This is a genomic window from Mycobacterium sp. SMC-8, assembly GCF_025263565.1.
In the GTDB taxonomy this organism is placed as follows: domain Bacteria; phylum Actinomycetota; class Actinomycetes; order Mycobacteriales; family Mycobacteriaceae; genus Mycobacterium.
This window is the reverse complement of sequence record NZ_CP079865.1, coordinates 67,973-91,659: the sequence shown is the minus strand read 5'-3', so window position 1 is coordinate 91,659 and position 23,687 is coordinate 67,973. Positions and strand designations below refer to the sequence as shown.

At 64.5% G+C, this 23,687-nt stretch carries 17 protein-coding genes and 3 pseudogenes; 12 read left to right on the top strand and 8 right to left on the bottom strand.

The genetic code is table 11. The features are described 5' to 3' along the window. Window positions 1-262: 262 nt before the first annotated feature. From KXD97_RS00510 to KXD97_RS00495, 4 genes are all read right to left on the bottom strand, one after another. Window positions 263-1,486, bottom strand: a complete 1,224-nt coding sequence (locus tag KXD97_RS00510) for an Ig-like domain-containing protein (protein WP_260754987.1) — start codon at window positions 1,484-1,486, stop codon at window positions 263-265. A 384-nt stretch (window positions 1,487-1,870) separates the two neighbouring features. After that, entirely contained in the window at window positions 1,871-2,803 is a 933-nt protein-coding gene (locus KXD97_RS00505; protein WP_260754986.1) for a sterol desaturase family protein, read from the bottom strand. 44 nt (window positions 2,804-2,847) lie between these two features. Further along, window positions 2,848-3,618 (bottom strand): AraC family transcriptional regulator, encoded by a 771-nt coding sequence (locus KXD97_RS00500; protein WP_260758255.1) that lies wholly within the window; start codon window positions 3,616-3,618, stop codon window positions 2,848-2,850. Window positions 3,619-4,071: 453 nt separating this feature from the next. After that, window positions 4,072-4,857 (bottom strand): alpha/beta fold hydrolase, encoded by a 786-nt coding sequence (locus tag KXD97_RS00495; protein WP_260758254.1) that lies wholly within the window; start codon window positions 4,855-4,857, stop codon window positions 4,072-4,074. A gap of 202 nt (window positions 4,858-5,059) precedes the next feature. Here KXD97_RS00495 and KXD97_RS00490 point away from each other — a divergent pair, with 202 nt between their 5' ends. The 6 genes and pseudogenes from KXD97_RS00490 to KXD97_RS00465 form a co-directional block, all read left to right on the top strand. After that, on the top strand, window positions 5,060-5,272 hold the full coding sequence (locus KXD97_RS00490; protein WP_011856847.1) for a heavy-metal-associated domain-containing protein: 213 nt from the start codon (window positions 5,060-5,062) through the stop codon (window positions 5,270-5,272). After that, entirely contained in the window at window positions 5,269-6,240 is a 972-nt protein-coding gene (locus KXD97_RS00485) for a heavy-metal-associated domain-containing protein (RefSeq protein WP_260754985.1), read from the top strand. The genes KXD97_RS00490 and KXD97_RS00485 overlap by 4 nt, the downstream gene beginning before the upstream one ends. A gap of 40 nt (window positions 6,241-6,280) precedes the next feature. Next, window positions 6,281-8,566, top strand: coding sequence for a cation-translocating P-type ATPase (locus KXD97_RS00480; RefSeq protein WP_260754984.1), 2,286 nt, complete (start codon window positions 6,281-6,283; stop codon window positions 8,564-8,566). Between the two features lie 26 nt (window positions 8,567-8,592). Then, on the top strand, window positions 8,593-8,871 hold the full coding sequence (locus KXD97_RS00475; RefSeq protein WP_011856767.1) for a YHS domain-containing protein: 279 nt from the start codon (window positions 8,593-8,595) through the stop codon (window positions 8,869-8,871). A 70-nt stretch (window positions 8,872-8,941) separates the two neighbouring features. After that, entirely contained in the window at window positions 8,942-9,271 is a 330-nt protein-coding gene (locus tag KXD97_RS00470) for a metal-sensitive transcriptional regulator (protein WP_011856766.1), read from the top strand. A gap of 55 nt (window positions 9,272-9,326) precedes the next feature. Continuing rightward, window positions 9,327-10,193: pseudogene (locus tag KXD97_RS00465) on the top strand (heavy metal translocating P-type ATPase); the annotation flags it as partial. A gap of 11 nt (window positions 10,194-10,204) precedes the next feature. On the opposite strand, the pseudogene KXD97_RS00460 reads toward KXD97_RS00465, so the two are convergent. Continuing rightward, window positions 10,205-11,078: pseudogene (locus KXD97_RS00460) on the bottom strand (IS5 family transposase). Between the two features lie 43 nt (window positions 11,079-11,121). On the opposite strand from KXD97_RS00460, the pseudogene KXD97_RS00455 reads away from it, so the two are divergent. Beyond that, window positions 11,122-12,393: pseudogene (locus KXD97_RS00455) on the top strand (heavy metal translocating P-type ATPase); the annotation flags it as partial. A 214-nt stretch (window positions 12,394-12,607) separates the two neighbouring features. Continuing rightward, window positions 12,608-13,114: a pyridoxamine 5'-phosphate oxidase family protein gene (locus KXD97_RS00450; protein WP_260754983.1), complete on the top strand. Its 507-nt coding sequence runs from the start codon at window positions 12,608-12,610 to the stop codon at window positions 13,112-13,114. Window positions 13,115-13,148: 34 nt separating this feature from the next. On the opposite strand, the gene KXD97_RS00445 is transcribed toward KXD97_RS00450, so the two are convergent. The 3 genes from KXD97_RS00445 to KXD97_RS00435 form a co-directional block, all read right to left on the bottom strand. Next, a complete protein-coding gene (locus tag KXD97_RS00445) occupies window positions 13,149-14,033 on the bottom strand; it encodes a hypothetical protein (RefSeq protein ID WP_260754982.1) in 885 nt (294 codons plus the stop codon). Between the two features lie 205 nt (window positions 14,034-14,238). Continuing rightward, window positions 14,239-16,638 carry a S8 family peptidase gene (locus KXD97_RS00440; RefSeq protein WP_260754981.1) on the bottom strand — a complete coding sequence of 800 codons (2,400 nt, stop codon included), beginning with the start codon at window positions 16,636-16,638 and terminating at the stop codon, window positions 14,239-14,241. 173 nt (window positions 16,639-16,811) lie between these two features. Further along, the gene (locus KXD97_RS00435; protein WP_011856761.1) at window positions 16,812-17,774 is read right to left on the bottom strand and encodes an AAA family ATPase; all 963 of its coding nucleotides are present in this window, start codon (window positions 17,772-17,774) and stop codon (window positions 16,812-16,814) included. Between the two features lie 402 nt (window positions 17,775-18,176). Between KXD97_RS00435 and KXD97_RS00430 the strand changes: the two genes are divergently transcribed. The 4 genes from KXD97_RS00430 to KXD97_RS00415 all read left to right on the top strand — a co-directional run bounded on the left by KXD97_RS00430 (window position 18,177) and on the right by KXD97_RS00415 (window position 22,795). Next, complete coding sequence (locus tag KXD97_RS00430) at window positions 18,177-19,097, top strand: class I SAM-dependent methyltransferase (protein WP_234880202.1); 921 nt, start codon at window positions 18,177-18,179, stop codon at window positions 19,095-19,097. 166 nt (window positions 19,098-19,263) lie between these two features. Then, entirely contained in the window at window positions 19,264-19,695 is a 432-nt protein-coding gene (locus tag KXD97_RS00425; RefSeq protein ID WP_260754980.1) for a hypothetical protein, read from the top strand. Between the two features lie 105 nt (window positions 19,696-19,800). Next, window positions 19,801-21,159, top strand: coding sequence for an IS1380 family transposase (locus KXD97_RS00420; RefSeq protein ID WP_313901315.1), 1,359 nt, complete (start codon window positions 19,801-19,803; stop codon window positions 21,157-21,159). A 244-nt stretch (window positions 21,160-21,403) separates the two neighbouring features. Continuing rightward, entirely contained in the window at window positions 21,404-22,795 is a 1,392-nt protein-coding gene (locus KXD97_RS00415) for an IS1380 family transposase (protein WP_260752049.1), read from the top strand. Window positions 22,796-23,687 lie beyond the last annotated feature (892 nt).

Here is a 23,687-nt window from a genome sequence, read left to right as displayed (position 1 = left end):
CGATCGTCGATGGCAAAGGCTACGAAATAAGCGGTGGTCCGGACATGTGAAAATGCCTTTACCTAGGGCGGCAAACCAAAGGTGCCGTAGCGGAAAGGGCTGCGCTACCTGTGCTGCGTGGGCCCCACGGCGCGATGCTTGGGTGACACTTGGCAGTTCGCAACCCGGTTCGGTGGATGCGAAACGTCCTGCTGGCACGCTAACTGGTGCCACGAGGTGACTGGGAGGCGGCGGTTGTGAGTCTCCGCTGCTGATCTGAGTTTCAGAGGTTGGCGTTGCCGGCTTTCCACTGATCCCAAGGGATGTTCCAGTCACCTAAACCGTCTGTCCCCGACAGCGTGGGGCCGGTGGTGTTGATGACCTCAACGATGTCGCCGCGTCGGGTGTTGTCGTAAAACCAGCGGGCGTTGGCCGGATTGACGTTGAGGCATCCGTGGCTGACATTGGCGATACCTTGGCTGCCCACCGACCACGGTGCAGAGTGCACGTAGATCCCGCTGTAGGACATCTGGGTCGCCCACTCCACCTCGGTGCGGTATCCGTCAGGAGAGTTGACCGGAACTCCGTAGGTGGACGAATCCATCACCAGAAACGAGTAACGATCTCCGATGATGTAGGCGCCGTTATCGGTCGGGGTCTTGGCTTTACCCATGGAGATGGGCATGGTCTTGACGATCTGACCATTGCGCCGCACAGTCATCGTTTTGGTGGCGTCATCGGCGGTGGCGATGACCTCGTCACCGATGGTGAACCGGGTAGTGACGTCATCCTGACCGAACAGCCCGTCACCGAAGTTGACGCCGTAGGCGTTGACCGCCACCTCTACTTTTGTTCCCGGTTTCCAGTATTCGGCTGGGCGCCACCGTACTTCGCGATTATTGAGCCAGTAGAAGGCTCCCTCGACCGGGGGGTTGGTGGTCACGTTGATCGCTTGCTGCGCCGCAATCCGGTCGGTGATGTTTTCATCGAAGCGGATCGCGATGGGTTGGCCCACGCCAACCGTTTCCCCGTCGTTGGGCAGGACGTAGGGCATCGTTAAGTTGTCGGGCGAGTGGGTTTCGAAGGTCGCTGTCGTAGTGGTCGCGCCGCCCAGTCCAAGGGCCTGGGCATGAAGGGTGTACTGCTTGTTGTATCCCAGCGGCTCGGCCGACGACCAGGACACGCCATCGGGGCTGAGCTGTCCGTCGACGAGTTCGCCGGCTTCGTTGGTCAACGAGACTTGGCCGAGAACGCCGTCACCGGCGGACACGGTAACAGGGGAGTCCACCGCGACGCCGATCGCTCCGTCGGTCACCGACGCCTGCAATTTGGGCACTAGCAGGTCGGCGAACGGGGTGCCTTTATCAGTGATGACCTCGGGCTGGGGCGCGGCGGCCGGCGACGAGCTGCACGCGGCCGCGATCAGCAGCACCGCCATCGCTAGGACGGCCGTCCGCAGCCACTGCGCCGTCCTGCGAAACGGTGGGAGGCAAGTCGCCTGCGGCATCAGTGTGGTCTCCGTATCCGAATGTTGACATCGCTGATGAGCGGGCACTGCGTGCGCCGCGACGGCCGTTCGCGGGCGGCGGTGCACCGTTCACGGATATGGTTCAAGTGTGCTGATGCGTCATTTGGCTTTCTTAGTCCTTCGATGAAGATTCAGTAAAGACGCAGACTTGCGCTCTGGCCTGCCCGACATGGCATCCGGCTAGCTCTGGCAGGCGCCGAACGGGCTGCCGATCGTTTGTTCGTCGATCGTCGGCTCGTGGCGCGAAATGGGCCACGTAGGAGGCTATGGGTCTAGTACGCGTAGATCGGGAACGCTTGAGGCAATCACGGTTCCGGGAGCGCTAGACGCTGGTCGCTCTCAGCCCTGCTCCAGTGTCGGTTTCTACGCGGTGGGGTCCTTCGTCGCGGTGGTGGACTTGAGGCTGCACCCTCCGGCGGGGGTGAAGGGGTGTATCAGCTGCCGCCCGTACGCGGTGGGGTAGTCGGGGTGTGCGGCCATGCCGAGCTGGGTGGAGTCGAATCGGCGGGTGGGGTTATAGGAGTAGGTGCGCATGAGGTGGTCCCAGCCCAGGGTGAACAGCCCGAAGTTGACGTCGCCGATGCCGGCCCACTTGAGGTGATGGAAGCGGTGGCCTTCGTTGAGAGCCAAGACGTGCTTGGCGGGGCCCACGCGGTAGTCGGCGTTGGAGTGCTGCAGCAGCAGCTGGATCGCCACCGCGAGGGCGAGCAGGGAGGCGACGTTGACGGGCAGACCGATCAGGATGAGCGGTGCCACACCAGCGGCCATCTCGACGGTTTGGTGCAGCGGGTGTTTCATCAGGCCGTTGAGGCCGTAGAAGCGGGTGATGCTGTGGTGCACGGCGTGGAAACGCCACAACACGCCGATCTTGTGGCTGGCCACATGGACCACGGTGATGCCGAGGTCGGCGATCATGATCGCGGCGAGGACCTGCAGCGGCAATGCCCAGGTGCGCGGCCACAGCTGCGGGGCCGGGACGACCGCAGCTAGTAGTGGAATGGCAGCCACGCTGGCCAGGATCAGCGTCTCGTTGACTGCGACGTGGATGCGGTCGCGCCTGCTGTCTGCCTGGTCATGATTCCATTCGGGGTCATACGGAATGACACGTTCGACCAGGAACGCGGTGGCAATCGCGACGGCCATCACGGCCAGCAGCCAGTATTTCGGGGCGCCGGCGGCGGTTAACGCCACACCGGCGCCGTTGAGGCCGAGCAGCATGACCGGCACGTAGCCGTATCGGGCCACCGCCTGTGCCGCGGTGATCGCCGTGAATGGCGGGGACTTCGTGCTCACCATCTGATCGTCGCGGCTACTGGCGTGGCAGAGCTTGAATGATCCGGCTACACGGCGGTGTCGAGGTCCCAGGACACGTGCCGGCTCAACGCCGAGGGCGCCAGCCCGAACATCTCCCGCGTGGTGCGGGTCAGATGGGCGCTGTCGGAAAAGCCCGCATTATGTGCGGCGCCGGTCAGGTCATCGCCGGCGTGCGCGCAAATGATGGCGAGCCGCAGCCGTAACCACAGCACGTAGCGGCGCAGCGGAATGCCGACCTGTTCGGTGAACAGATGGGTCAATCGGCTCGCAGACACACCGACCTGGGCCGCGAGTTCGGTACCGCTGACTGGGCCTGCGGCCACAAGGTCGGGGAGCAGCCGCAACGCCTCGTCGACGGCGCGATGGCGGGTCGTTGCTTCGTCAGCTGCCATGGCGGGTGCGAGGTGTTCGATCAGCTCGTCGACCACGACGGCCAACGGACGTCGGCGGGTGAACGTCAACACCGGAGCAACAGTCCAGCCGGACCGAAGCGCGCGCAGGTGCGCCGAGCGCCCTGGGGCAGACTCCGGTTCCAAGAACACTACGGTGCCCTCCGGCGCGCCGACTTCGACCCGGTGTGGCGCATCGGCGGGCACGACCACCTTGGTGCCGCGATGCTGGTTGCCGTGCTCGTCACGCATCGTGAAAGGTATTGTTGCGGTGACAATCTGGACGGCATGGTGGGCGTGTAGGTCGGTGGTGCCAATCGATCCGGTGAACGCCAACACCCCAGGTCGCAGCAGTGCAGTGCCGCCCCAGTGCGGTTCACCGGTGATACCACCGCCATCCCGCATCATCGCCACGAATCGATGCTACGGCCTTCCAATAATCGACTTACCGCGGCGCCAGCAACGGAGAACATCGAATCAGGCGTGGAGCCATCCGCCGCCACGGGTAATGCAGGATATGCGCCGTGGGCCAGTCACCCACCGCCGCGCCTAGCTCGGGCGCCCTTGTACCGTATACCCCTCAGGGGTACCTTCGTTGTATCACCCGGGGCGGGTAGCCCGACGACTGGAAGGCGTATCGCTGGTGACCGTACACGAAAGATTTCAGCAGCTCGTCCAAAGCCAGACCGCACGGTCGATCGCCAAATGCATCGCTTTGTGCGCGGTGGGTCGTGTCACTAGTGGGCGCCGCTCAGGCAAGGCCGGCGAGGGAAAGTCCTGCTGCGGCTGACAGCACCGCGACAGGCTGCCCCCGAGCGGCTTGCCGCCGGAGCGTGAGGCCCCTCACTGCTGCCGCCGTCCTTAGTGCCTAGTCTTCATGGACCCGAGTGTCCGGTCCGATGTTCTGCGAAGGAAGTTCTCGATCGCCGGTCCGAAAGCGTGTGCCATGTCCTCAGCGTTGACGAATTGGCGGGACATCGAAACTTCGGCGAGGACCCCTCGTGGAAGGACATCGGCGAGGCTGTGGGCCAAGCACTCGGGGTGACGGATGTCGTCGCCGGCGATGACGAGCGTCGCAGTGTCGATGCGCCGGAGGTCCTCGACCGTTGCAAAGGCGCGGTCATGACCGATTGACGCCGCGGCCGCCGCACTGTGGGCGTCAGCGCGCGGAATAGCCTCAGCGACCAGGTTGGCGATCAGCGGCTGAAGATCAGGAATGAACAATTCCCAGGCGGCCTGCAGACCGCGGGAACGGGCATGCTCGGCGAAACGATCCATCAGATCGGTGTCTGCGGCTTTGTCCGCATCGTCCTCTGTCGCTTCAGCACTGATGACCACCGCCGACCGGGCGATACGGGGGTGCTGGAGGCACGTCCGCAAAACGATGGTGCCGCCCATTCCGGCGCCGACAAGGTGGGCGCAGGTGTCATCGAGCGCGTGAATGATCGCAATGACGTCGCTGACGTACTGATCCCATCGGTGCAACGTCGGGTCGGGACAACGGGATGCTCCGTACCCTCGAATGTCGGGCAACGCAACGCGATACCGGCCAGCGAGCCGGTCAGCAAGCGGTCGCATGCTGTAGTGATCCGGACCCCCACCATGAAGCATGATGATCAGTTCGCCGCGGCCGACGACCTCCCCCATGAGGGGCCAGCCATCATCTCCGACGTGCAACGTGCGCACCACCAACTGATCCCTCCCGTCGTTCCGGGAAAGCGCTACGCGCGTCGACACCACGCCAGTGACCCCCGGAAAGTGACCCTTGAAGCATACCCCCAAGGGGTATATGCTCTTTTACGTATACCCGGTAGGGGTATCTACACCCGTCGAGGATAGGAGATCGGTGATGAGCACGAGCACGTACGCCGTCACAGGGATGACTTGCGGACATTGCGAGCTCTCGGTGCGCGAAGAGGTCAGCGAGGTCGCCGGAGTTGAAGACGTCGAAGTTAGCGCCAAAACCGGCACCCTGATCGTGACGTCGAGCCGTCCCGTCGACGACGCGCAGATCCTCAACGCCGTCGACGAGGCCGGCTACTCGGCGGTGCGTGTCGCATGAACGCCGCGGGACGATTGACAGCGTTTGGTGCCGGACTGGCAGTGGCGTTCACGGCTGCATACGTCACCGCCGCAGCGGTCGTCCCTGATACCGCGGCGACATCTCCGCAGACCCAAACTTCCGATGCTGCAGCGGATCACAGCGCGCCGCCGACCGAGCAGGCGTCGCCAGTCGATCCCTTCGCCGACCCGCCGGGGTTGTCGTTGGCCGAAGACGGATACGTCCTGAGCCCGGTGCGGTCCCCCAGCGCACCCAACGATCGGGGAACGATGAGCTTCACCATCGTCGACCCGGGCGGCACGCCGCTGCTGGACTACGCGACCGTGCACGACAAGCAACTGCACCTCATCGTGGTCCGTTCCGACGGCCAGCACTTCGCCCATGTACACCCAAGGCTGGACGCGGCCACCGGCACGTGGTCAACGCCGTGGACGTGGAACGCCGCCGGCACCTACCGCGTGTTCGCCGACTTCCAACCCGCAGGGGCGGGCAGCGCCAAACTAACCCTCACCCGAACCGTGCAGGTGGCCGGTGCGTTCGTCCCGGCGGTGGCGAGTGCCACACGCACCGTGGATGAAATCGCCGGATACACCGTGAAACTGGACGGTGCACTCACCGCGGGCGTCTCCCACGAACTCACCGCGACAGTCACGCGCGACGGCCGGCCGGTGATGACCTTGCAGCCCTACCTGGGGGCTTACGGCCATCTCGTCGCCTTGCGTGAGGGAGATCTGGCGTATCTACATGTGCACCCTGAGGGGGCCGAGCCGGTACCGGGCGGCACCGGTGGGCCTGCGGTGTCGTTCGCGGCGACCGCACCCACTGCCGGGCGCTACCTGCTCTACCTCGACTTCAAAGTCCAGGACACCGTGCACACCGCCAGCTTCGTCGTCGACGCCGCACCCGGTGGCACCAACGAGCCCGCGCCAGAGCCGTCGCGTGACGCCGGCCATGCCGGCGGGCACTGAGCTATCCCGTCCGAATCAGAAACTGAAAGGCAGTGGCTTCATGACGAGCTCGACACCGGTGTCTGGCCCGAGTGTGGAACTCCGCATCGGGGGAATGACCTGCGCCTCCTGCGCCAACCGCATCGAGCGCAAGCTCAACAAGCTCGACGGCGTGGCCGCGACAGTCAATTACGCGACGGAAAAGGCCACCGTCACGGTGCCTGACGGATACGATCCGGCGCTGCTGATCGCCGAGGTGGAGAAGACGGGCTACACCGCCGCGCTCCCGACACCGCGCACGCCGATGCCCTCCGACGCATCCGGTGACACCCCGCACGCCGCGGACACCGCCGACCCCGAACTGGCCTCGCTGCGGCACCGCCTGAGGGCCTCGGCCGTCCTGACGGTGCCGGTCGTCGCGATGGCGATGATCCCGGCGCTGCAGTTCACGTACTGGCAGTGGGCGTCGCTCACGCTGGCTGCCCCCGTCGTCGTGTGGGCAGCATGGCCATTCCATCGGGCCGCCTGGGCCAACCTGCGACACGGCACCGCGACCATGGATACGCTCATTTCGCTGGGCACCGTGTCGGCGTTCCTGTGGTCGCTGTATGCGCTGTTTCTGGGCAGTGCCGGCACGCCGGGTATGAAGCATCCCTTCGCGTTCACCCTGGCACCGTCGCATGGCGCCGCCAACATCTACCTCGAAGTCGCCGCCGGCGTAACCACGTTCATCCTGGCCGGACGCTACTTCGAGAAGCGGTCCAAACGGCAGGCCGGAGCGGCACTACGAGCCCTGCTCGACCTAGGCGCCAAAGACGTATCCGTCCTGCGCGGCGGGACGGAAACCAAGATCGCCATCGAAGAACTCGTGGTTGGCGACGAGTTCATAGTCCGTCCGGGGGAGAAGATCGCCACCGACGGCGTGGTGGTGTCCGGTTCCTCGGCTGTCGACGCCTCGATGCTGACCGGCGAAGCGGTACCCGTGGAAGTCGCTGCCGGCGACACCGTGGTCGGTGCCACCGTCAACGCCGGCGGCCGGCTGGTGGTGCAGGCCACTCGTGTCGGCTCGGACACCCAGCTCGCGCAGATGGCCCAGCTGGTCGAACGCGCCCAGACCGGCAAGGCCGAAGTGCAACGCCTGGCCGATCGCATTTCCGGCGTCTTCGTACCGATCGTCATCGCTATCGCCGTGATCACCCTCGGCGCCTGGCTGGGCGCGGGATTCTCAGTCGCCGCCGCGTTCACCGCAGCGGTCGCGGTCCTCGTCATCGCCTGCCCCTGCGCCCTCGGGCTGGCCACGCCCACCGCCCTGCTGGTGGGCACCGGTCGCGGCGCGCAAATCGGCGTGCTGATCAAAGGTCCCGAGGTGCTCGAATCCACCCGCAAGGTCGACACCGTGGTGCTGGACAAGACCGGAACCGTCACCACCGGCAAAATGACGCTGGTCGATGTCATTACAGAGCCGGAAACCGAACGCGCGGAGCTGCTTCGACTGGCCGGCGCCCTGGAGAACGCCTCCGAGCACCCCATCGCCCAAGCCGTCGCCGCCGCGGCGGCCGAGGAACTCCACGCCTTGCCCGTTCCGGAGGACTTCGCGAATGTCGAAGGTAAAGGCGTCCACGGCATCGTGGATGGACACGCCGTCGTCGTTGGGCGCGAATCACTGCTGGCCGACTGGGCGCAACACCTCAGCCCGGATCTGTCCCACGCCAAGGCCCGAGCGCAAGCCCAGGGAAAGACCGTGGTAGCGGTCGGGTGGGACGGGCAGGCGCGCGGTGTACTCGTCATCGCTGACACCGTGAAATCGGCAAGCGCACAGGCAATCTCGCAGATGCGTGACATTGGGCTGACCCCCGTGTTGCTCACCGGCGACAACGAAGCCGTCGCTCGACAGATCGCCGCCGAAGTCGGCATCGACGACGTCATCGCCGAAGTCATGCCCGAAGGCAAGGTTGACGTCATCGCACGCCTCCAAGCCGAAGGCAAGACGGTCGCCATGGTCGGCGACGGAGTCAACGACGCGCCCGCCCTCGCCCAAGCCGACCTCGGTCTGGCGATGGGCACCGGCACCGACGTCGCCATCGAGGCCTCCGACATCACCCTGGTGCGCGGTGATCTGCGCAGCGCCGTTGACGCGATCAGGCTGTCCCGCGAAACACTGTCGACGATCAAAACCAACCTGTTCTGGGCGTTCGCCTACAACGTCGCAGCGATCCCCGTCGCAGCACTGGGCATGCTCAATCCGATGCTGGCCGGAGCCGCAATGGCATTCTCCAGTGTCTTCGTGGTGGGCAACAGCCTGCGCCTGCGCCGCTTCAAAACCACTTCCGCCGACACCACCAGTTAAATCACCGCCACCTGTGAGGAGAACCAATGTCCGAGAATCAGAACCGCACGTCAGCCTGCTGCTGCAGCGGCGCAGCCGACAAAATCGATACCTCACCCATCGACCCTACGGCGAGGAACCTGCTTGACCTCGGATCGCAGAACGAGACCACCTGCCCCGTGATGCCCGGCACGCCGGTGAACAAGACGGTCGCCGAAGCGGCGGGACTATTCCGTGACTATCGCGGTCGGCGTTACTGGTTCTGCTGCAAGGGATGCGGACCACGCTTCGACCGCGACCCCGACAAGTATGCCGCCGTCGCATGACCGCGACCCTCGTCGCGCACTCATCGCCGGGCACCCGAAGTTAGTCACCACCACGCACAAGGAAAGCGTCATGACCCACGCCGACAACACCAGGCACTGCCCCTCAACAGGCACCACCCACCACGGCTACATCACCGATAAAGACAAATACCTCAAGCGGTTGAAGCGCATCGAAGGCCAAGCCCGCGGCATCAGCAGAATGATCGAAGAGGAGCGGTACTGCATCGACATCCTGACCCAAACAGACGCGCTCACCAAAGCCCTCCAAGGCGTCGCGCTGGCACTGCTTGACGACCATCTTCGCCACTGCGTCCGTGACGCCGCCGCCACCGGCGGACCGGCCGCTGACGCCAAACTCACAGAAGCCTCTGAAGCCATCGCCCGCTTGGTGCGTTCCTAACACCCACATCATCAATGCGCGTCGACTGAAACGCGAAGTCCCCTAAGGAAAGAACATGACAAACCGCGATGACCACGGCGTAGCAACATCCCACCCTGGCGGGCACGCCCACCACCAATTCCCCAGCGCACACCCTGACACCCACCCACACGGCGAACACCACGGCCATGACAATCACACCGGCCACACTGGCCATAGCGGCCACGGCGGTGACCACGTGGCCCAATTCCGCAAGCTCTTCTGGATCAACCTGATCATCGCCATACCGGTCGTCGCGTTCTCGACCATGTTCGCGATGCTGCTCGGTTACGACGTCCCCGACTTCCCCGGCGCACGCTGGATCGCGCCCCTGCTCGGGACAGTGATGTACGTCGTCGGTGGCCGCCCCTTCCTCACCGGTGCGCTGAACGAGATCCGTTCCCGCAAACCAGGAATGATGCTCCTGATCGGACTGGCGATCACCGTCGCCTTTTTCGCGTCCTGGGGCGCGAGCTTGGGCCTGCTCCACCACGAGCTGGAATTCTGGTGGGAACTCGCCCTTCTCATCGTCATCATGCTGCTCGGCCACTGGGTAGAAATGCGCTCGCTGGCCCAGACCACCTCAGCGCTGGACTCACTGGCCGCACTACTTCCCGACGAAGCCGAGAAGATCGACGGCGACCGCACCGTCACCGTCTCGCCGACCGACCTGCACGTCGGCGATGTCGTTGTAGTCCGACCGGGCGGCAGCATCCCTGCCGACGGCAAGATCGTCGACGGACGCGCCGACATGGACGAGTCCATGGTGACCGGCGAATCCCGGCCCGTTACCCGCGGCGTCGGGGATCCCGTCACAGCCGGCACCGTCGCCACCGATTCCGGGCTTCGGGTCGAGATCACCGCCACCGGCGACGACACCGCCCTAGCAGGCATCCAACGCCTAGGTAGTGTCTGTTAATTGCGGACGCGGTGATAGATGATGATCGCAGCTAGGGTGACGCCCCCGAGGTAGCTCAGCGCGTATTTGTCGTATCGGGTGGCGATACCTCGCCAGTGCTTGAAGCGGTTGAAGGATCGCTCGACGGTGTTGCGGTGCTTATAGATTCGCCCGGAGAACGCCGGTGGCCGTCCGCCTTTGCTTCCCCGGCTCTTTCGGCGGGCGATCTGGTCGCTGCGCTCGGGAATGGTGTGGGCGATTTTGAGCTGGCGCAGTCGGGCTCGGGTCGAGTCATGGGAGTACGCCTTATCGGCGAGTAGCCGAAACTTTGGGCCCTGATGGGCAGTCAGCAGTGGCCACAGCATCGGGTTGTCGCCGGCTTGCCCCGGCGACAGTGCCATGGTGACCGCGCTGCAGCGTTGATCGGCCAGCGCGTGGATCTTCGTTGTCAGCCCGCCGCGTGAACGGCCGATGGCATGGTCATCGGGCTCATCGGGGTGTTTGTTGTAATTCGACAGATCCCCCTGTGTGGCGACCAGGGCGGGCACCAGCGGCATGCTGATGTACACGCACGCTGGTCGAATCCACCGCCAGCAGCAGTTCGACCAGCTCAGCGTCAGCGTCATCGACATCGATGTCACGGGAGATCGCTGCGAAGATCTGCGCGTAGGTGCCGTCGGTGGACCACCGCAGGTGACGTTCAGCCACCGACTGCCAGGCGCCGAACTGCGCGGGCAGATCGCGCCACGGAGATCCAGTCCGGTAACGCCAGATAATTCCTTCCAGCGTCACCCGATGATCGTTCCACGGCCGCCCGCGCCGTCGACCCGAAGGCAGTACCGGCTCAATCACCGACCACAAGTCATCAGAAATCACATCAGTCCGTAACACTTAAACAGCATCAGGCACAACATCGTTCACATTAAGCAGACACGCCCTAGTCACCGAAGCGCAGAATTCGTCCTCGCGTGCCCAGCGCCTTGCTGACAAGGCCGCCGGCTGGCTGTTCTGGTTCGCCCTGATCACCGCCGCGATCACCGCGGCGGCATGGACAATCGTCGGCAATCCCGATGCCTCGGTGGTAAGAGCGATCACCGTGCTGGTCATCGCCTGCCCTCATGCGCTGGGCCTGGCGATACCACTGGTCGTGTCCATCGCCACCGAACGCGCCGCCAGAGGCGGCGTCTTGATCAAAGATCGGCTGGCCCTGGAAGGTATGCGCACTGTCGACGCCGTGCTGTTCGACAAGACCGGCACCCTGACGAAAGGCGAACCCACCGTCACCGCCGTCGAGGCGACCGGAGACGACGACGGCGACACCGTGCTCGCGCTCGCCGCCGCCGCCGAGACCGACAGTGAACACCCCCTGGCGCGGGCCATCGTGAAAGCCGCCGAGGATAGGGGATTAACGGTGCCGCGCGCCAGCGGCTTCTCGTCCTCTCCTGCCGTCGGTGTGACTGCGACGGTCGACGGGCACGAAATCCGAGTGGGCGGCCCCCGACTTCTCGAAGAAGTCGGCGCCCAGGAGGTCCCCGCGGCCACCGCGTGGCGCGGCGAAGGCGCCATCATTCTGCACGTCATCCGCGACGGAGAGGTGCTCGGCGGCCTGCGCTTGGCCGACGAGATCCGCCCCGAATCCCGCGAAGCCGTCGATGCGCTTCACAAGCTTGGCGTGCAAGTCGTCATGATCACCGGCGACGCCGAAGCCGTCGCCAATAGTGTCGGCCACCAGCTGGGCATCGACCGGGTGTTCGCGGGGGTGCGCCCCGAAGACAAGGCGTCGAAAGTTGCTGCCCTGCAAGACGAGGGCAAGAAGGTTGCCATGGTCGGCGATGGAGTCAACGATGCCCCCGCCTTGGCGCAGGCCGATGTCGGCATCGCCATCGGTGCCGGCACTGACGTCGCCATCGCTTCCGCCGGTGTCATCCTGGCCAGTTCCGACCCCCGCTCGGTGCTGTCGGTCATCGAGCTGTCTCGCGCCAGCTACCGCAAGATGAAACAGAATCTCTGGTGGGGCGCCGGGTACAACCTCATCTCTGTGCCCCTGGCTGCTGGTGTGCTGGCGCCCATCGGCATCGTGCTGCCCATGTCGGTCGGCGCCATCTTCATGTCACTGTCAACGATCGTCGTCGCGCTCAACGCGCAACTTCTGCGCCGCCTCGATTTGACGCCCGAGGCGAGCACCCGCGCCGTTCTCAACCGTTAGGGGACGGCCCACCATGTGGAGCAGCCGGCGGCCATGTGAATTCGAATCGCCGCTCCCAACCATGTGGGGCTTCGCACGAAGAAAGCAAATGCAGTCGCCGGTCGAATTCTCAATTATCCGTCGACCGCCGGTACCTTCGGATGCGCCGTAGACGGCGTGTAGCTGAGCGACAAGCCACCCAATCGGAGCCGGGGAAGCGGAGGAAGGAGCACCAGTGACCGACCTCGCCACTGTCGAAAATTCGATTCGACGACGGTCGTTCGGCACCCTGTCGACGCTCGATAGCAGCGGCAACCCCCACGCGACGGCCGTCACGTACGCAGCGGCCGGTGAAGGCACAAACCTGACGTTGTACATCACGACCCGTACTACGAACGTCAAGGTTAAAAACATTCGACGACGACCACAGGTAGCCTTCGTCATTCCCGTGCCGCACCGCTTTCTCCCCATGATGCCGCCGGCAGCTGTGCAGTTTGCGGGGTCGGCCGAAATACTGAACCACGAAAACGCCGACGCGCGAGGGGCATTCCATGCGGACTGGTTTCTCCGTCGCATTCTCGCCGCCGAGGAGCGCATCGTCGCTCAGCGTGCTGAGCTGTGCTTCATCGCGGTCCGGCCGAGGCGATGGTTATCCACCTACGGCATCGGAATGTCGGTCCTCGACATCGTGCGTCATCCGGGCGACGCCATCGGGCGGGCAGACCTGACGGGCGGAAACTAGCCGTCAGGCCGTGGATTGGCCATACAGACGTAGGTCAATGCACATGGTCGTGGTCTTGGTGGTCGTCTAGCGGCGTCGCCGCTGGAAGCGGCTCGCTGATGGGCACGGGCGTAGCCTGCTCAGGCGCGCCGCCAGAGCCAGCGCCTGGTGCAGGAGCTTCGACTGGGAGCACGGCAGGCGGGGAAGACGTCGGCTCCGGATCGTGATTGTGATGGTCGTCGACGTGTTCTGCACTGGTTGCGTGATCTTCGGAGGCGGGCTCCCCAGCGGGCGCTGCAGGGGATGGTTCAGGATGGCTGTGATGGTCGTCAGTCTGCTCTGCACCAGGTCCGTGGTGATGAGCCCCTGCTTCAGCGCCGGCTGGGGCGTGGTGGCCGTGCCGTAGACCAGAGGCAGCGCCCACTGTGGACGCCAACGTGACGATCCCAATCGCGCCCAGGAGCACCATGGCACTGCCGAAGGCGGGCACCGGTTCTCCTTGAAGGCCGCGGTGCCAGACCCAGCCAGCGCCCATGACGACATAGATCTGAAGCAGCAACGCGCATAGGTCCGCGGCTTGGATCAGTTCGGCTTGACCGGCGTGGGGCCCGAGCGGCGCTCCCGCGGTTCTCGACACGGACCAAAGCGCAATAACGGCAAGGTTGACCAAGATGCCAAGAGCTAGCACCGGGGTGGTGGTACGGGTGAGTACTAGCCGCGCCCACAACAGTTGGAACAGCGCGATGGCAGCGAAAAACAGGCCCGCCGGCATCCATTCCTGCCAGTGGGCGGGAACGACGGCGAAGTGGATGACAGAAGCACCTAGTGAGGCGAGCGCGGCAAGCCGAGCCGCTAACCGGCTGTCGGTCTTCTTCGCTGTCCTAGGCGCCACCGAACCAGGATGACAGCGCCACCCCCGACACTGGCTGCATGAGGCCACATCTCAATACGACCGAGATTCATTCGTCACTAACTACTGCCGTCCTACGTAGATGAGTGGATGCGACCCTTAGTCTGCGCGTCTCAACCACCGCCGTTTGGCGATAACCAACACCGGCTTCTCTTGAGACCTCGCCGATGCGGCAGTAGCGCACGTCGCTGTTCGCGTCCGGAGATGGCTCAGAGTGTCGACGGGACTACGCGTGTCACCGTGTCCTGGTGCGGAGTCGTGTTTGCAGTTGTTGACGAACGTCCTGGTGGATATCAGCACGGATGGTTGGGGCAACTTCAAGTGTCGCCGCCAGTGCGTAGCGAATTGGTGCCGCCAGGCGTCCTGCGTCGACGCGACAGTCGACGTTGATCTCCAGCGCATCGCTGGCAGTGAACACGACGGCCCGCTGACCTTCAAGAATCTCGTGTTGAACCGTACCGTTGCGGGACACGCGCGCTTCAGCTTCCAGGCGCTCGACTCCCAGAGGCTGACGCGGCGGCTCGAAAGATAAGCGGGCCATACGATGTCGGCGCGTCGCTGTGTTGACCGGGGAAAGCCAGGCCAGGGTTATCGTCAGCCGTCGCCAGTCGGTCGTCGCAGCCAGGCTGGTCGGCAGAGGCAGTGCAAATGTCTGGCGTTGGTCGGCTGCGATGGACCCGGCGCCGAGGAGGAGGACTCTGTTGGTCGCGGCTGTGACGATCCGTTCGGCGTCGATGGCGCCGTAGCCAAGTAGCTGAGAGATGTCACGACGGTTGAGATCGGCGCCGCCGTCTATTGTGCGGGTCAGCCCCTCGCGCATGGCGCCCCAGGATGCGGCGTGAACAAGCAAAGCCTTGGCAAGCACAGGATGGTATTCGGCGGTGGCGAACGGTGGTTCGCCGTCGGCGGACTGTAGGGCTTCGAGCACATCGAAGATGTGGTCGGCGGTGCGCGTCGCGAGGGCGGTGGCGTTGCTGGTTCCGTGCAGATAGGCCGTTCCGTTGAGCGCGCCGCCGTGTCCGGGTGCGGCGACGCGCATACCGGGGCCGGTGATCGTTGTTTCCGCCGGATACAAGGTCGTGGTTCCTTCGGCCGAAGGCGGACGCTGGTGCAGACTTCGACCGCCGGGCAGCAGTATTTCCGGCTTTACCGAGTTGCGGTGGCCGAAACCCACGGGACTGTAGAGCGCGGGCATTCCCGCGTCGGCGGTGTCGAGCACCGTGTCGCTGGTTGGGGTGGTCGCGGCGTCTGCATGCAGGGCTCCCACGGAGATGACGTTCACTGCCTCAGCGGGGGAGAGGAGTCGTCGACGGCGCGCCTGCGCGTACATGGCGGTGCCCACCGCGCGCCGTAGTTCGGATACATCGAGCAGCGCTGCTGCGGGGATGTCGGCGTCAATGGGATGGTTGCCCGCGCTGACCAGGATGAGCACGTTGTACGTGTGGGCGAGCCAGTCCAACAATTTCGCTAGGGGGCTGATGCGGCGCACGAACATCTGGATGGGGTCGCCGATGGACAAGTTCACGATTCTCACGCTGGGAGCCGCAGGATCGTGTTGGCCGTGTCGCTCGAACAGGCGTCGAAAGGCTTCGTGGATGAGGTCGACTAATAGCCGGTCCCTCAGCACGGTCTCGCCTTGGCCACTGAATGGGTGTGGCTGCATGATCGGCCGCACGTACACGCGGCGCTGTGTTGATCTGCCGGGAGCGTTGAGGTCGCCGTGGCAAATCAGCGACGCCATGGCGGTGCCGTGCTGCATCTGTGATGCGGTATAGGACGCAGCGATCTGGTCAGGATCGTCGATGATCAGTCGTTCGGAGAGGGCGATGTGACCGGCCATCGGCAGGCCATCGAGCAGGGCGATCCGTGGACGTCGGTCGGTGGGCTTCACCGAAAACACTTCGGGTTCAACAGGTTCGTCGGAGGGCGCTGCTGACGGAATGGTCATCGGCCGTGCCGGGGACACATACATGATGGTGTCGGTGGTCAACAGTGCGATCGCGTCGGGCCCGCGATCAAGGACCGCTTCGACCTGACTGTAGGGGATATCAGCGAGAATGGCGTGATAGCCGATGCCGGTGAGTGTCGATTGAGTGATGACTTGGCCGCCGGCTGCGGTGATGAGTTCCCGTACAGTCGTTTCGGCAACCGCCCGGCGGGCGGCATCGCGGCGGAACCACAGCTCGACTTCGACGCGGGCCGTGGTGGCTGACTGTCCCACGACGGCGACGTCTTCGCGCCAGCGCTCCAGCAGACCGGTCTCGCGGACCCGATCTTGGGGTCCCCAGCGCCTCACCTCGCGCAACAGCGAAAAGACCTCGCGTAAGGGCGCTAACCCGAAAGGCATTGCTGCATCGCGGTTCTCCTGCCATCGCGCGAAGAGGGTGAGGAGCTCAACGACGGCCTGGCTGTTCGACATCACAACATAGAGACTGTCGGTCACGGCATCGTCGCTCGGTTCGCCATCGCGTACGGCGTGGAAGTCGTCGTCGGCTGCGAACTCGTCGCCATCAACTTCGAGGAGGAACTCCAGGCCGGGCACACGGGCTGCGGCTCGCGCGAACTCGGCTACGGGCGCTGCGAGGTCGAAGACCACCACAAGCTCGGGATCGGCTTCACTGGTGTCACCGTCCACGTCGACGCGCCCAGCCTGCAGAGCCTCTTGGAGAGCGGCGAACTGTGGTGCTAGCCGCTGCCCTTGCCGGGCCGGTTCCGGTCCGGCGATGCGAGTTCCAGGAAAGCGGGGCGCGCCGGTAGGTATAGGCCCGGTCACCGGGGCGCCGAACGACAGCGGTGGACGCGGAGAGGTCACATCTCCCTCATGGCGTTGCGCTGCTTGAGCCGTTCGCGCACCACATCCTCGACACGGCCATCGGGTAGCGACAACACATAGCGCCGCATGACATCCAGCGCGAACTCCTCAATGTCGGCGTAGCTGGCGCCCGCAAGCTTGTCGGCGAGGGTGCGCGGCGCCATACCGAGGTTCCCGCCGAGCCGCATACGCAGCTGCTCGAGAAAAGCCGTGGCCTGTATGCGCGACGGGGGAGGCAGTGTTAAACGCACCTGAAAGCGGCGCCACGCCGCGCGGTCGAGCAGTTCGCCATGGTTGGTCGCGCAGACGGCGACGACGTGGGAGGGCAAGCGATCGATCTGTAGGAGCAACGTCGAAACGACGCGCTTGATTTCGCCGGTTTCGTGCGCGTCGGAGCGCTCCTTTGCGATGGTGTCGAACTCGTCGAAAAAGAGCACGCAGCGCCGAGTCCTTGCGAACTCGAAAACGTGATCGATTCGACTCGTTGTCTCTCCGAGAAAGCTAGATACAACTCCCTCGTAACGCACGGCGTAGAACGGCACCATCAGCTCCGCTGCCAATGCTTCAGCAAGCGAGGTTTTACCGTTACCAGGCGGACCTTCCAAAAGGATGCGGTTACGCGGTTCCAGGCCGTGGCTGCGGAGAAGCTCGCTACGGTGATGCTCCTCGATGATCTCGGTCACCGCCGCCGTGACGGCAGGCGCCAGATGCACCTCTGACAATCGCCGCTTAGGCACAATTTCGGTGACCAGATCAGCGACCTGGCGGGCGGTGTCATCACGGGCGAGCAGGCTGCGAGCACCGGCAGTGGTGATCAATTCGGACAGACGATCAGCCACAAGATGGTGCTGATTGTTGCGCTCCTCGGCGATGATCGCCTCCACCAGCATGCGAAAGCGGGCGACGTCGCCACGCTGCTGCGCCTCGACCAGATCAATCACCAGGTCAGACCTCGCCATGGCCCCCTCCTTGCACAATGCCGCTCGCTCGATCATTGCAGATGCGCGCACCACCGCGGGTTCAGCGCCGCACAATGTGGTGCTCTCTAGCAGCGCCAACAGCCTCCAGATAGCTGTCCGAGGATTCCTTGCCCGCTCGGCCACCGGCCGCGCGCTGGCTGGCCCACAAGCTGCCCGGAGGTGTCTCTGGAGGCGCAGTGGTGTGCCGCTAGCGATGGTCGGCGCTGGTTGACTAGCTGATTGGTGTGGACGCGACACCCGTTCCAATCGGCGGGCTGATCATCGCGTCCTAGAGGGCGGCGACTAATGCGGGGTCGGTCCGGCGTCGAAGGCGGCCACGTCCAGGGAAGGCCGGTTACTGTCAGCCCAACCGGAAACAAGTCCTTGACCGGAGGTATCGACGTGGCAGTGCGAGGCGAGCGAATCCTGGCAGCAGCGCTGGCAGCAGCGGGAAGGCGGCGATTCCGGAACCGGATCGCCGGGCAAGCCGCCCGCTACTGGTCTGCGCCCACAGGATCGGCCTGGGAAGCGAATTCACACTGGCGCAACGGAATCGGCGATCAAGCCTGGCTGGAGGTTGGTGACGACCACTGGAAGATCTATGAAACCTTCGCCCGAGCCCTTAATTCGCCCAGCCCGAACACGGTGATGGAGTGGGGCGCCGGCGGCGGGGCAAACGCCGTGGCTTTCGCCCCCCATGCGCAGCGCTTCATCGCCGCCGACATCTCCCAAGAAAACCTCGACGAATGCGTCCGACAAGTCCGCGCAACGTGCACGACACCCGTCGAGACACGGCGCATCGACCTCGCCTGCCCCGAACAAGCCACCGTCGGATTGGCGGGCAGCTGCGATGTCTTCCTGTGTCTATACGTGATCGAGCTAACGACGGGCGCGAACGCGGTACGGGCCATCCTTAAAATCGCCCGCACCGTGTTGGCCCCCGGAGGCACGGCGCTGGTCCAAATCAAGTACCACACCAGCGATCGTCGGACCCGCGGCTTCGCCGGGACAGCCTACGACCGAAATTTCGCATCGACCACCACCTTCACCATCGAAGAGTTTTGGAACCTGGCGGCAGAGTGCGGCCTCACCCCACGGCTAATCACCTTGGTGCCGGAAAACCGTCTCGACAGCCGCTACGCCTACTACGCCCTCACAATTCCAGCCGCCGTGCAACCCGCGCCGCCTGACGAGCGCCTGCTCGACGTCAAGTACACAGAGTTCGCCGCCACGTTCAACGCTGACGTCGCCGACGCAGAGAGGCGCGCGGCGCGCGGCAACTACATAAGCCGCCGTGAGGTCGAAACAACCGTCGACGACTGACGGTTAATCGGCTTGCCGCTGACTGGTGTAGTAACCGACTCTCCCTGCGTAGATGGCGCGGTGGCATCGTAGGCAGTTCGGAGATTCCGAGCAGCCAGCCCTAGTTGCTCGCGAATGTGGCTGTGGTGGTGGACGATAGCGCGCGGCCCGGCCTACGTTTGCGTCTATGAGCGGAAGTGAGAAGTTGCGGGCGCGCAAGCGTGCGGTGGAAGCGCAGCGCAGGGCGAACGAGAAACGCGCGAACCTTGAACGTGCCAACGTAGACGATGCCGCCTCGGTTCGTGTGCTGCTCCAGCGGCTGCGCGCCGTTGACGCTTGGGAGACTGTGCGCCTCGATCAAGTGAATGAAAACGTGCGCATGGACGCAGCCCGCAAGCGTGTGAGTCACTTCGTCAACCTGCAAACGGTTACCGGGCGGATGAGGGAACGCGGTCAGACGATCGCGTCGATCGCTACTCTCGCGGAGGTCGAGGTTCGCGACCTCCAAAATGTCCTTCGCAGAGCGCGTGCTGACGCGGGCGGCGCGCAGCGTGCAACGGAGTCTCGAAACGCCGCGGCTCTAAGCCTGGATACACCGATTAGCCTCGACGTTTCGTGAAATAGGCTGTTGACACGACCTGTAATGCACGGAAGTGCCTGTCCTGTTTGAGAAAATGTGACTTGTCTAGGGTCCATGTTCACAAAGCGGGAAGGCACTCCGTAGGTGAAGCGTAGCGCGGTTCGTTCTCTGCTGGTGGATTCAGGTCGCGAGTCGTTGGTCTCGTCGGCCGGCGGGCTGCTGTTGGCTCGGACGCTGCACGTCTCGGGACTGGAAAAGGCCATGTCAGAGGTCTTGAAGCGGTGGCGGGCACCACGAACCCTGCACGACCCGGCCAAGGTGCTCACCGATGTCGCGATCGCGGTGGCACTCGGCGGTGACTGTGCCGCCGATATCGCGGTGGTGCGTGCTCAGCCCGAGCTGTTCGGGGCGGTGGCCTCCGATGCCACCGTGTCACGTCTGATCGCCACGCTGGCCGGCGACGTCGATGCCGCCGTTGCGGCGATCCGCGCGGCCCGGGCAGCAGCCCGCGCGCACATATGGCGGCGCCAGCAACCGCTGGCCGGTACCTCAGGCAGCCAGGTCATCGTCGATCTGGACGCCACCCTGGTGACCGCCCACAGCGACAAACAGGGCGCCACCCCAACCTTCAAGTACGGATACGGGTTTCATCCCATGCTCGCCTTCGTCGACCACGGCAGCCACGGATCCGGTGAAGCCCTGGTCGGGTTGCTGCGACCCGGCTCAGCCGGCTCCAACAGCGCTGCTGACCACATCAGTGTCCTGGATGCCGCGTTGGCCCAACTGCCCGAACCCGAACGGGCCCGGGTGCTGGTGCGCACCGACACCGGTGGCGGGGTCAAGGACTTCCTGCACCACATCACCGACCTGGGACTGCAGTACTCAGTCGGGTTCTACGGCATGCCCCCGATCGTCGAAGCGCTGCGCCGGGTCCCGCGGCGGGCGTGGCGGGCTGCCCTCGACGGCGACGGCACACCACGCGAGGGCGCCCAGGTCGCTGAGTTGACCCGCTACCTGCCCGACACGCTGAAAGGCTGGCCGGCAGGGATGCGGGTCATCGCCCGCCGAGAACGTCCCCATCCCGGCGCGCAGTTGCGCCTGACCGATGACAACGGGTGGCGGATCACGTGCTTTGCGACCAACACCCGCGGTTGGTCGATCTGCGATCTCGAAGTCCGGCACCGTCAACGCGCCCGCGCGGAAGACCGCATCCGCAACCTCAAAGACACCGGACTGACCAACCTGCCGTTTCACGGGTTCGCCCAGAATCAGATCTGGCTGGAGATCACCCTGCTGGCCGCTGACCTGCTGGTCTGGACCCAAGTCCTGGCCTTCACCGGCCACCCGGCCAGAGGCTGGGAACCCAAACGACTACGCCTGCGCCTGCTTGCCGTCGCCGGACGCATCATCACCTCAGGGCGTCGCCGCTACCTACGGCTGCCAAGAGGCTGGCCGTGGAGCGACCTCATCGAATTCGGCTGGACCGCACTGCAACCCACCTAAAACACAGAAACCATTCCGACGAGCAAAGGACCCAGGAGCACCGGCGAGACGCAACGCCGGAACCCCAGGCCGCCCACGTCAGAACCGCCCACTCACGCCACGAAAAGACCTCAACTACCCGCCACGTGAAAGATCGAGGTTAGGTGGCGGCCTGGGTGGGTTGAAACAGCGAAATGCCCTGTCGTGGTGGGAGAATGAGATTTGTTCAGGATCCAATTCAGCCACTACGAAGGGCATCTCGTAGATGCAACTATCTCACACTCGGCCCGTCGCGGCGGCCCGCTTCGATGATCCGAACCTGGTGTCGTGCGCCGGACTGGTCCCGATCACCGCGTTGGCGCAAGAATGCGGTCTGGCCGCGTTGGCTGATGAGCACCTCACGGTGCCCACGGACAAGGGCTCCAACGCGGGGGCGAAGGTGAGCGCGCTGGTCGCGGGGATGGTCGCTGGCGCGGACAGCATCGACGATATGCGCCTGCTGCGCCACGGCGCGATGCGCACGGTGTTCGACCGTCCGTATGCACCCTCGACGCTGGGCTCGTTCCTGCGGGAATTCAGCTTCGGCCACGTCCGCCAACTCGACGCCATCGCGGCGCGGGTGCTGGCGAGCCTGCACGAACGCACCCCGGTGCTGGCCGGCATCGACGGCCCCGTGCTGGTCGATCTCGACGACACCATCATCGAAGTCCACGGCTACAGCAAGCAAGGATCCGGTTACGGCTACTCCGGAGTCCGGGGTCTCAACGCCCTGCTGGCCACGGTCACCACCGGTCAGTGTGCTCCGGTGATCGCCGCCCAACGCCTGCGCAAAGGCTCGTGTGGCTCCCCACGCGGAGCTGCCCGCATGATCAGCGACACCCTGTCCACTGTGACACGGCTGCGCTCACCCGAGGCCACCAGCAAGCCGCTGGTCCGCGCCGATTCGGCGTTCTACGGTCACCGCAGCGTGGGCGCGGCGCTGCGCGGTGGCGCCGAGGTGTCGATCACCGTGCCCCTGGACTCGAAAGTCAAGGCTGCGATCGCGGCCATCAACGATGATGCGTGGACCTCGATCGAGTACACCGACGCCGTCTACGACGAAAACACCGGCCAATGGATCTCCCGGGCCGAGGTCGCCGAGATCGGATTCACCGCGTTCAGCTCCAAGAAAACCCACCAGCAGGTCCCGGGCCGCTTGGTGGTACGCCGCATCCCCGACCTGAACCCCACCAGCGATGGACAGGCCACCCTGTTCGACACCTGGCGGTTTCACGCCTTCTTTACGACCACCGATCTGGACACCGTCACCGCCGACAAGACTCACCGCGGCCACGCGATCATCGAACAGGTCCACGCCGACCTGAAAGCCTCCGCGCTGGCCCATCTACCGTCAGGCCGGTTCTCGGCCAATAGTGCATGGTTGGTGCTGGCGGTCATCGCGTTCAACCTCACCCGCGCCGCGGCCACCCTCACCGGCCCCACGCTGGCCAAGGCCCGCACCGCCACCATCCGCCGCACGCTGATCACCGTGCCCGCACGCATCGCCTCCTCGGCACGACGGCTGACGTTGCACCTGCCGCGCAACTGGCCCTGGGAACACGCATGGAACTTGCTGTTCGGCAACCTCTTCGGCCGATATCAGCCGCTCACGGCCTAATCAGACCACTCCCTACCGGCCTTCGACGCGAAACACCAACAGGAACAACCCGATACCGAGATCGGGCGATCAGCCACGCCCACTGGGACCTATACATCAGCTCAAAGCCTCACAACCAGATTCAACCCCACACCAACCGCCGATCGGTGTATCCAGGCTAAGCGCAAACGGCGCAAGTTTGGGGAGCCATAGCGCAGTTGGCGTTGACCATCATCAACCGATCGCAGCGGACAACTACCCGACATCCGATCCGAATCGGTGCGTCCGTTGCGATGCGGTCATGCTGGATCCCGAAGTCACTTCCCGGCGGGGGCGTCCGCGTCGCTATTGCTCTGACACGTGCCGCAGAGACGCCTCGGCGGCGCGTACAGCAGCACAGCGGCACGGAGAACCGATTCGCATCGTCGAGGTTCCTCGTGCTGCCGTCCGAAGTGCATCGAGTACGCAACAACACGGTGCCACCGCTCCGGTAATTCGTTCCGCATGCGACGCGGTAGAATTCGCGCTCCAAAACGCGGACGCCATGAAGATACTATTGTCGAGTGTGGCTGAGCGGGCACGGCGTAAAGAGTTGGACCGCAGCACATTTGAGGCCGCCCGAGAACTCGGCAAAGTGGTCTATCCAAATAGGAGTTAACGCGTACCCTGGCTCGGCGCTACCCCGTCAGATGCGAAGCATGTCGTGTTCCGCCTTCACTTGATGGGGCATGGCTGGCCATGCAAACAGGCGGCGGCATCAATCCCAGCGTGACTGATCCTGACATATGAGAGTTCGGTTGGAATCAAACGTTCTGGACATGACGCGGCTGGCAGTGTCCTGTTTGCTTGAAAGTGCAGATCAGCCCACTGAACTGGGACTATACGCTGAACGAATGTGTGCTCAGCTGTGGCG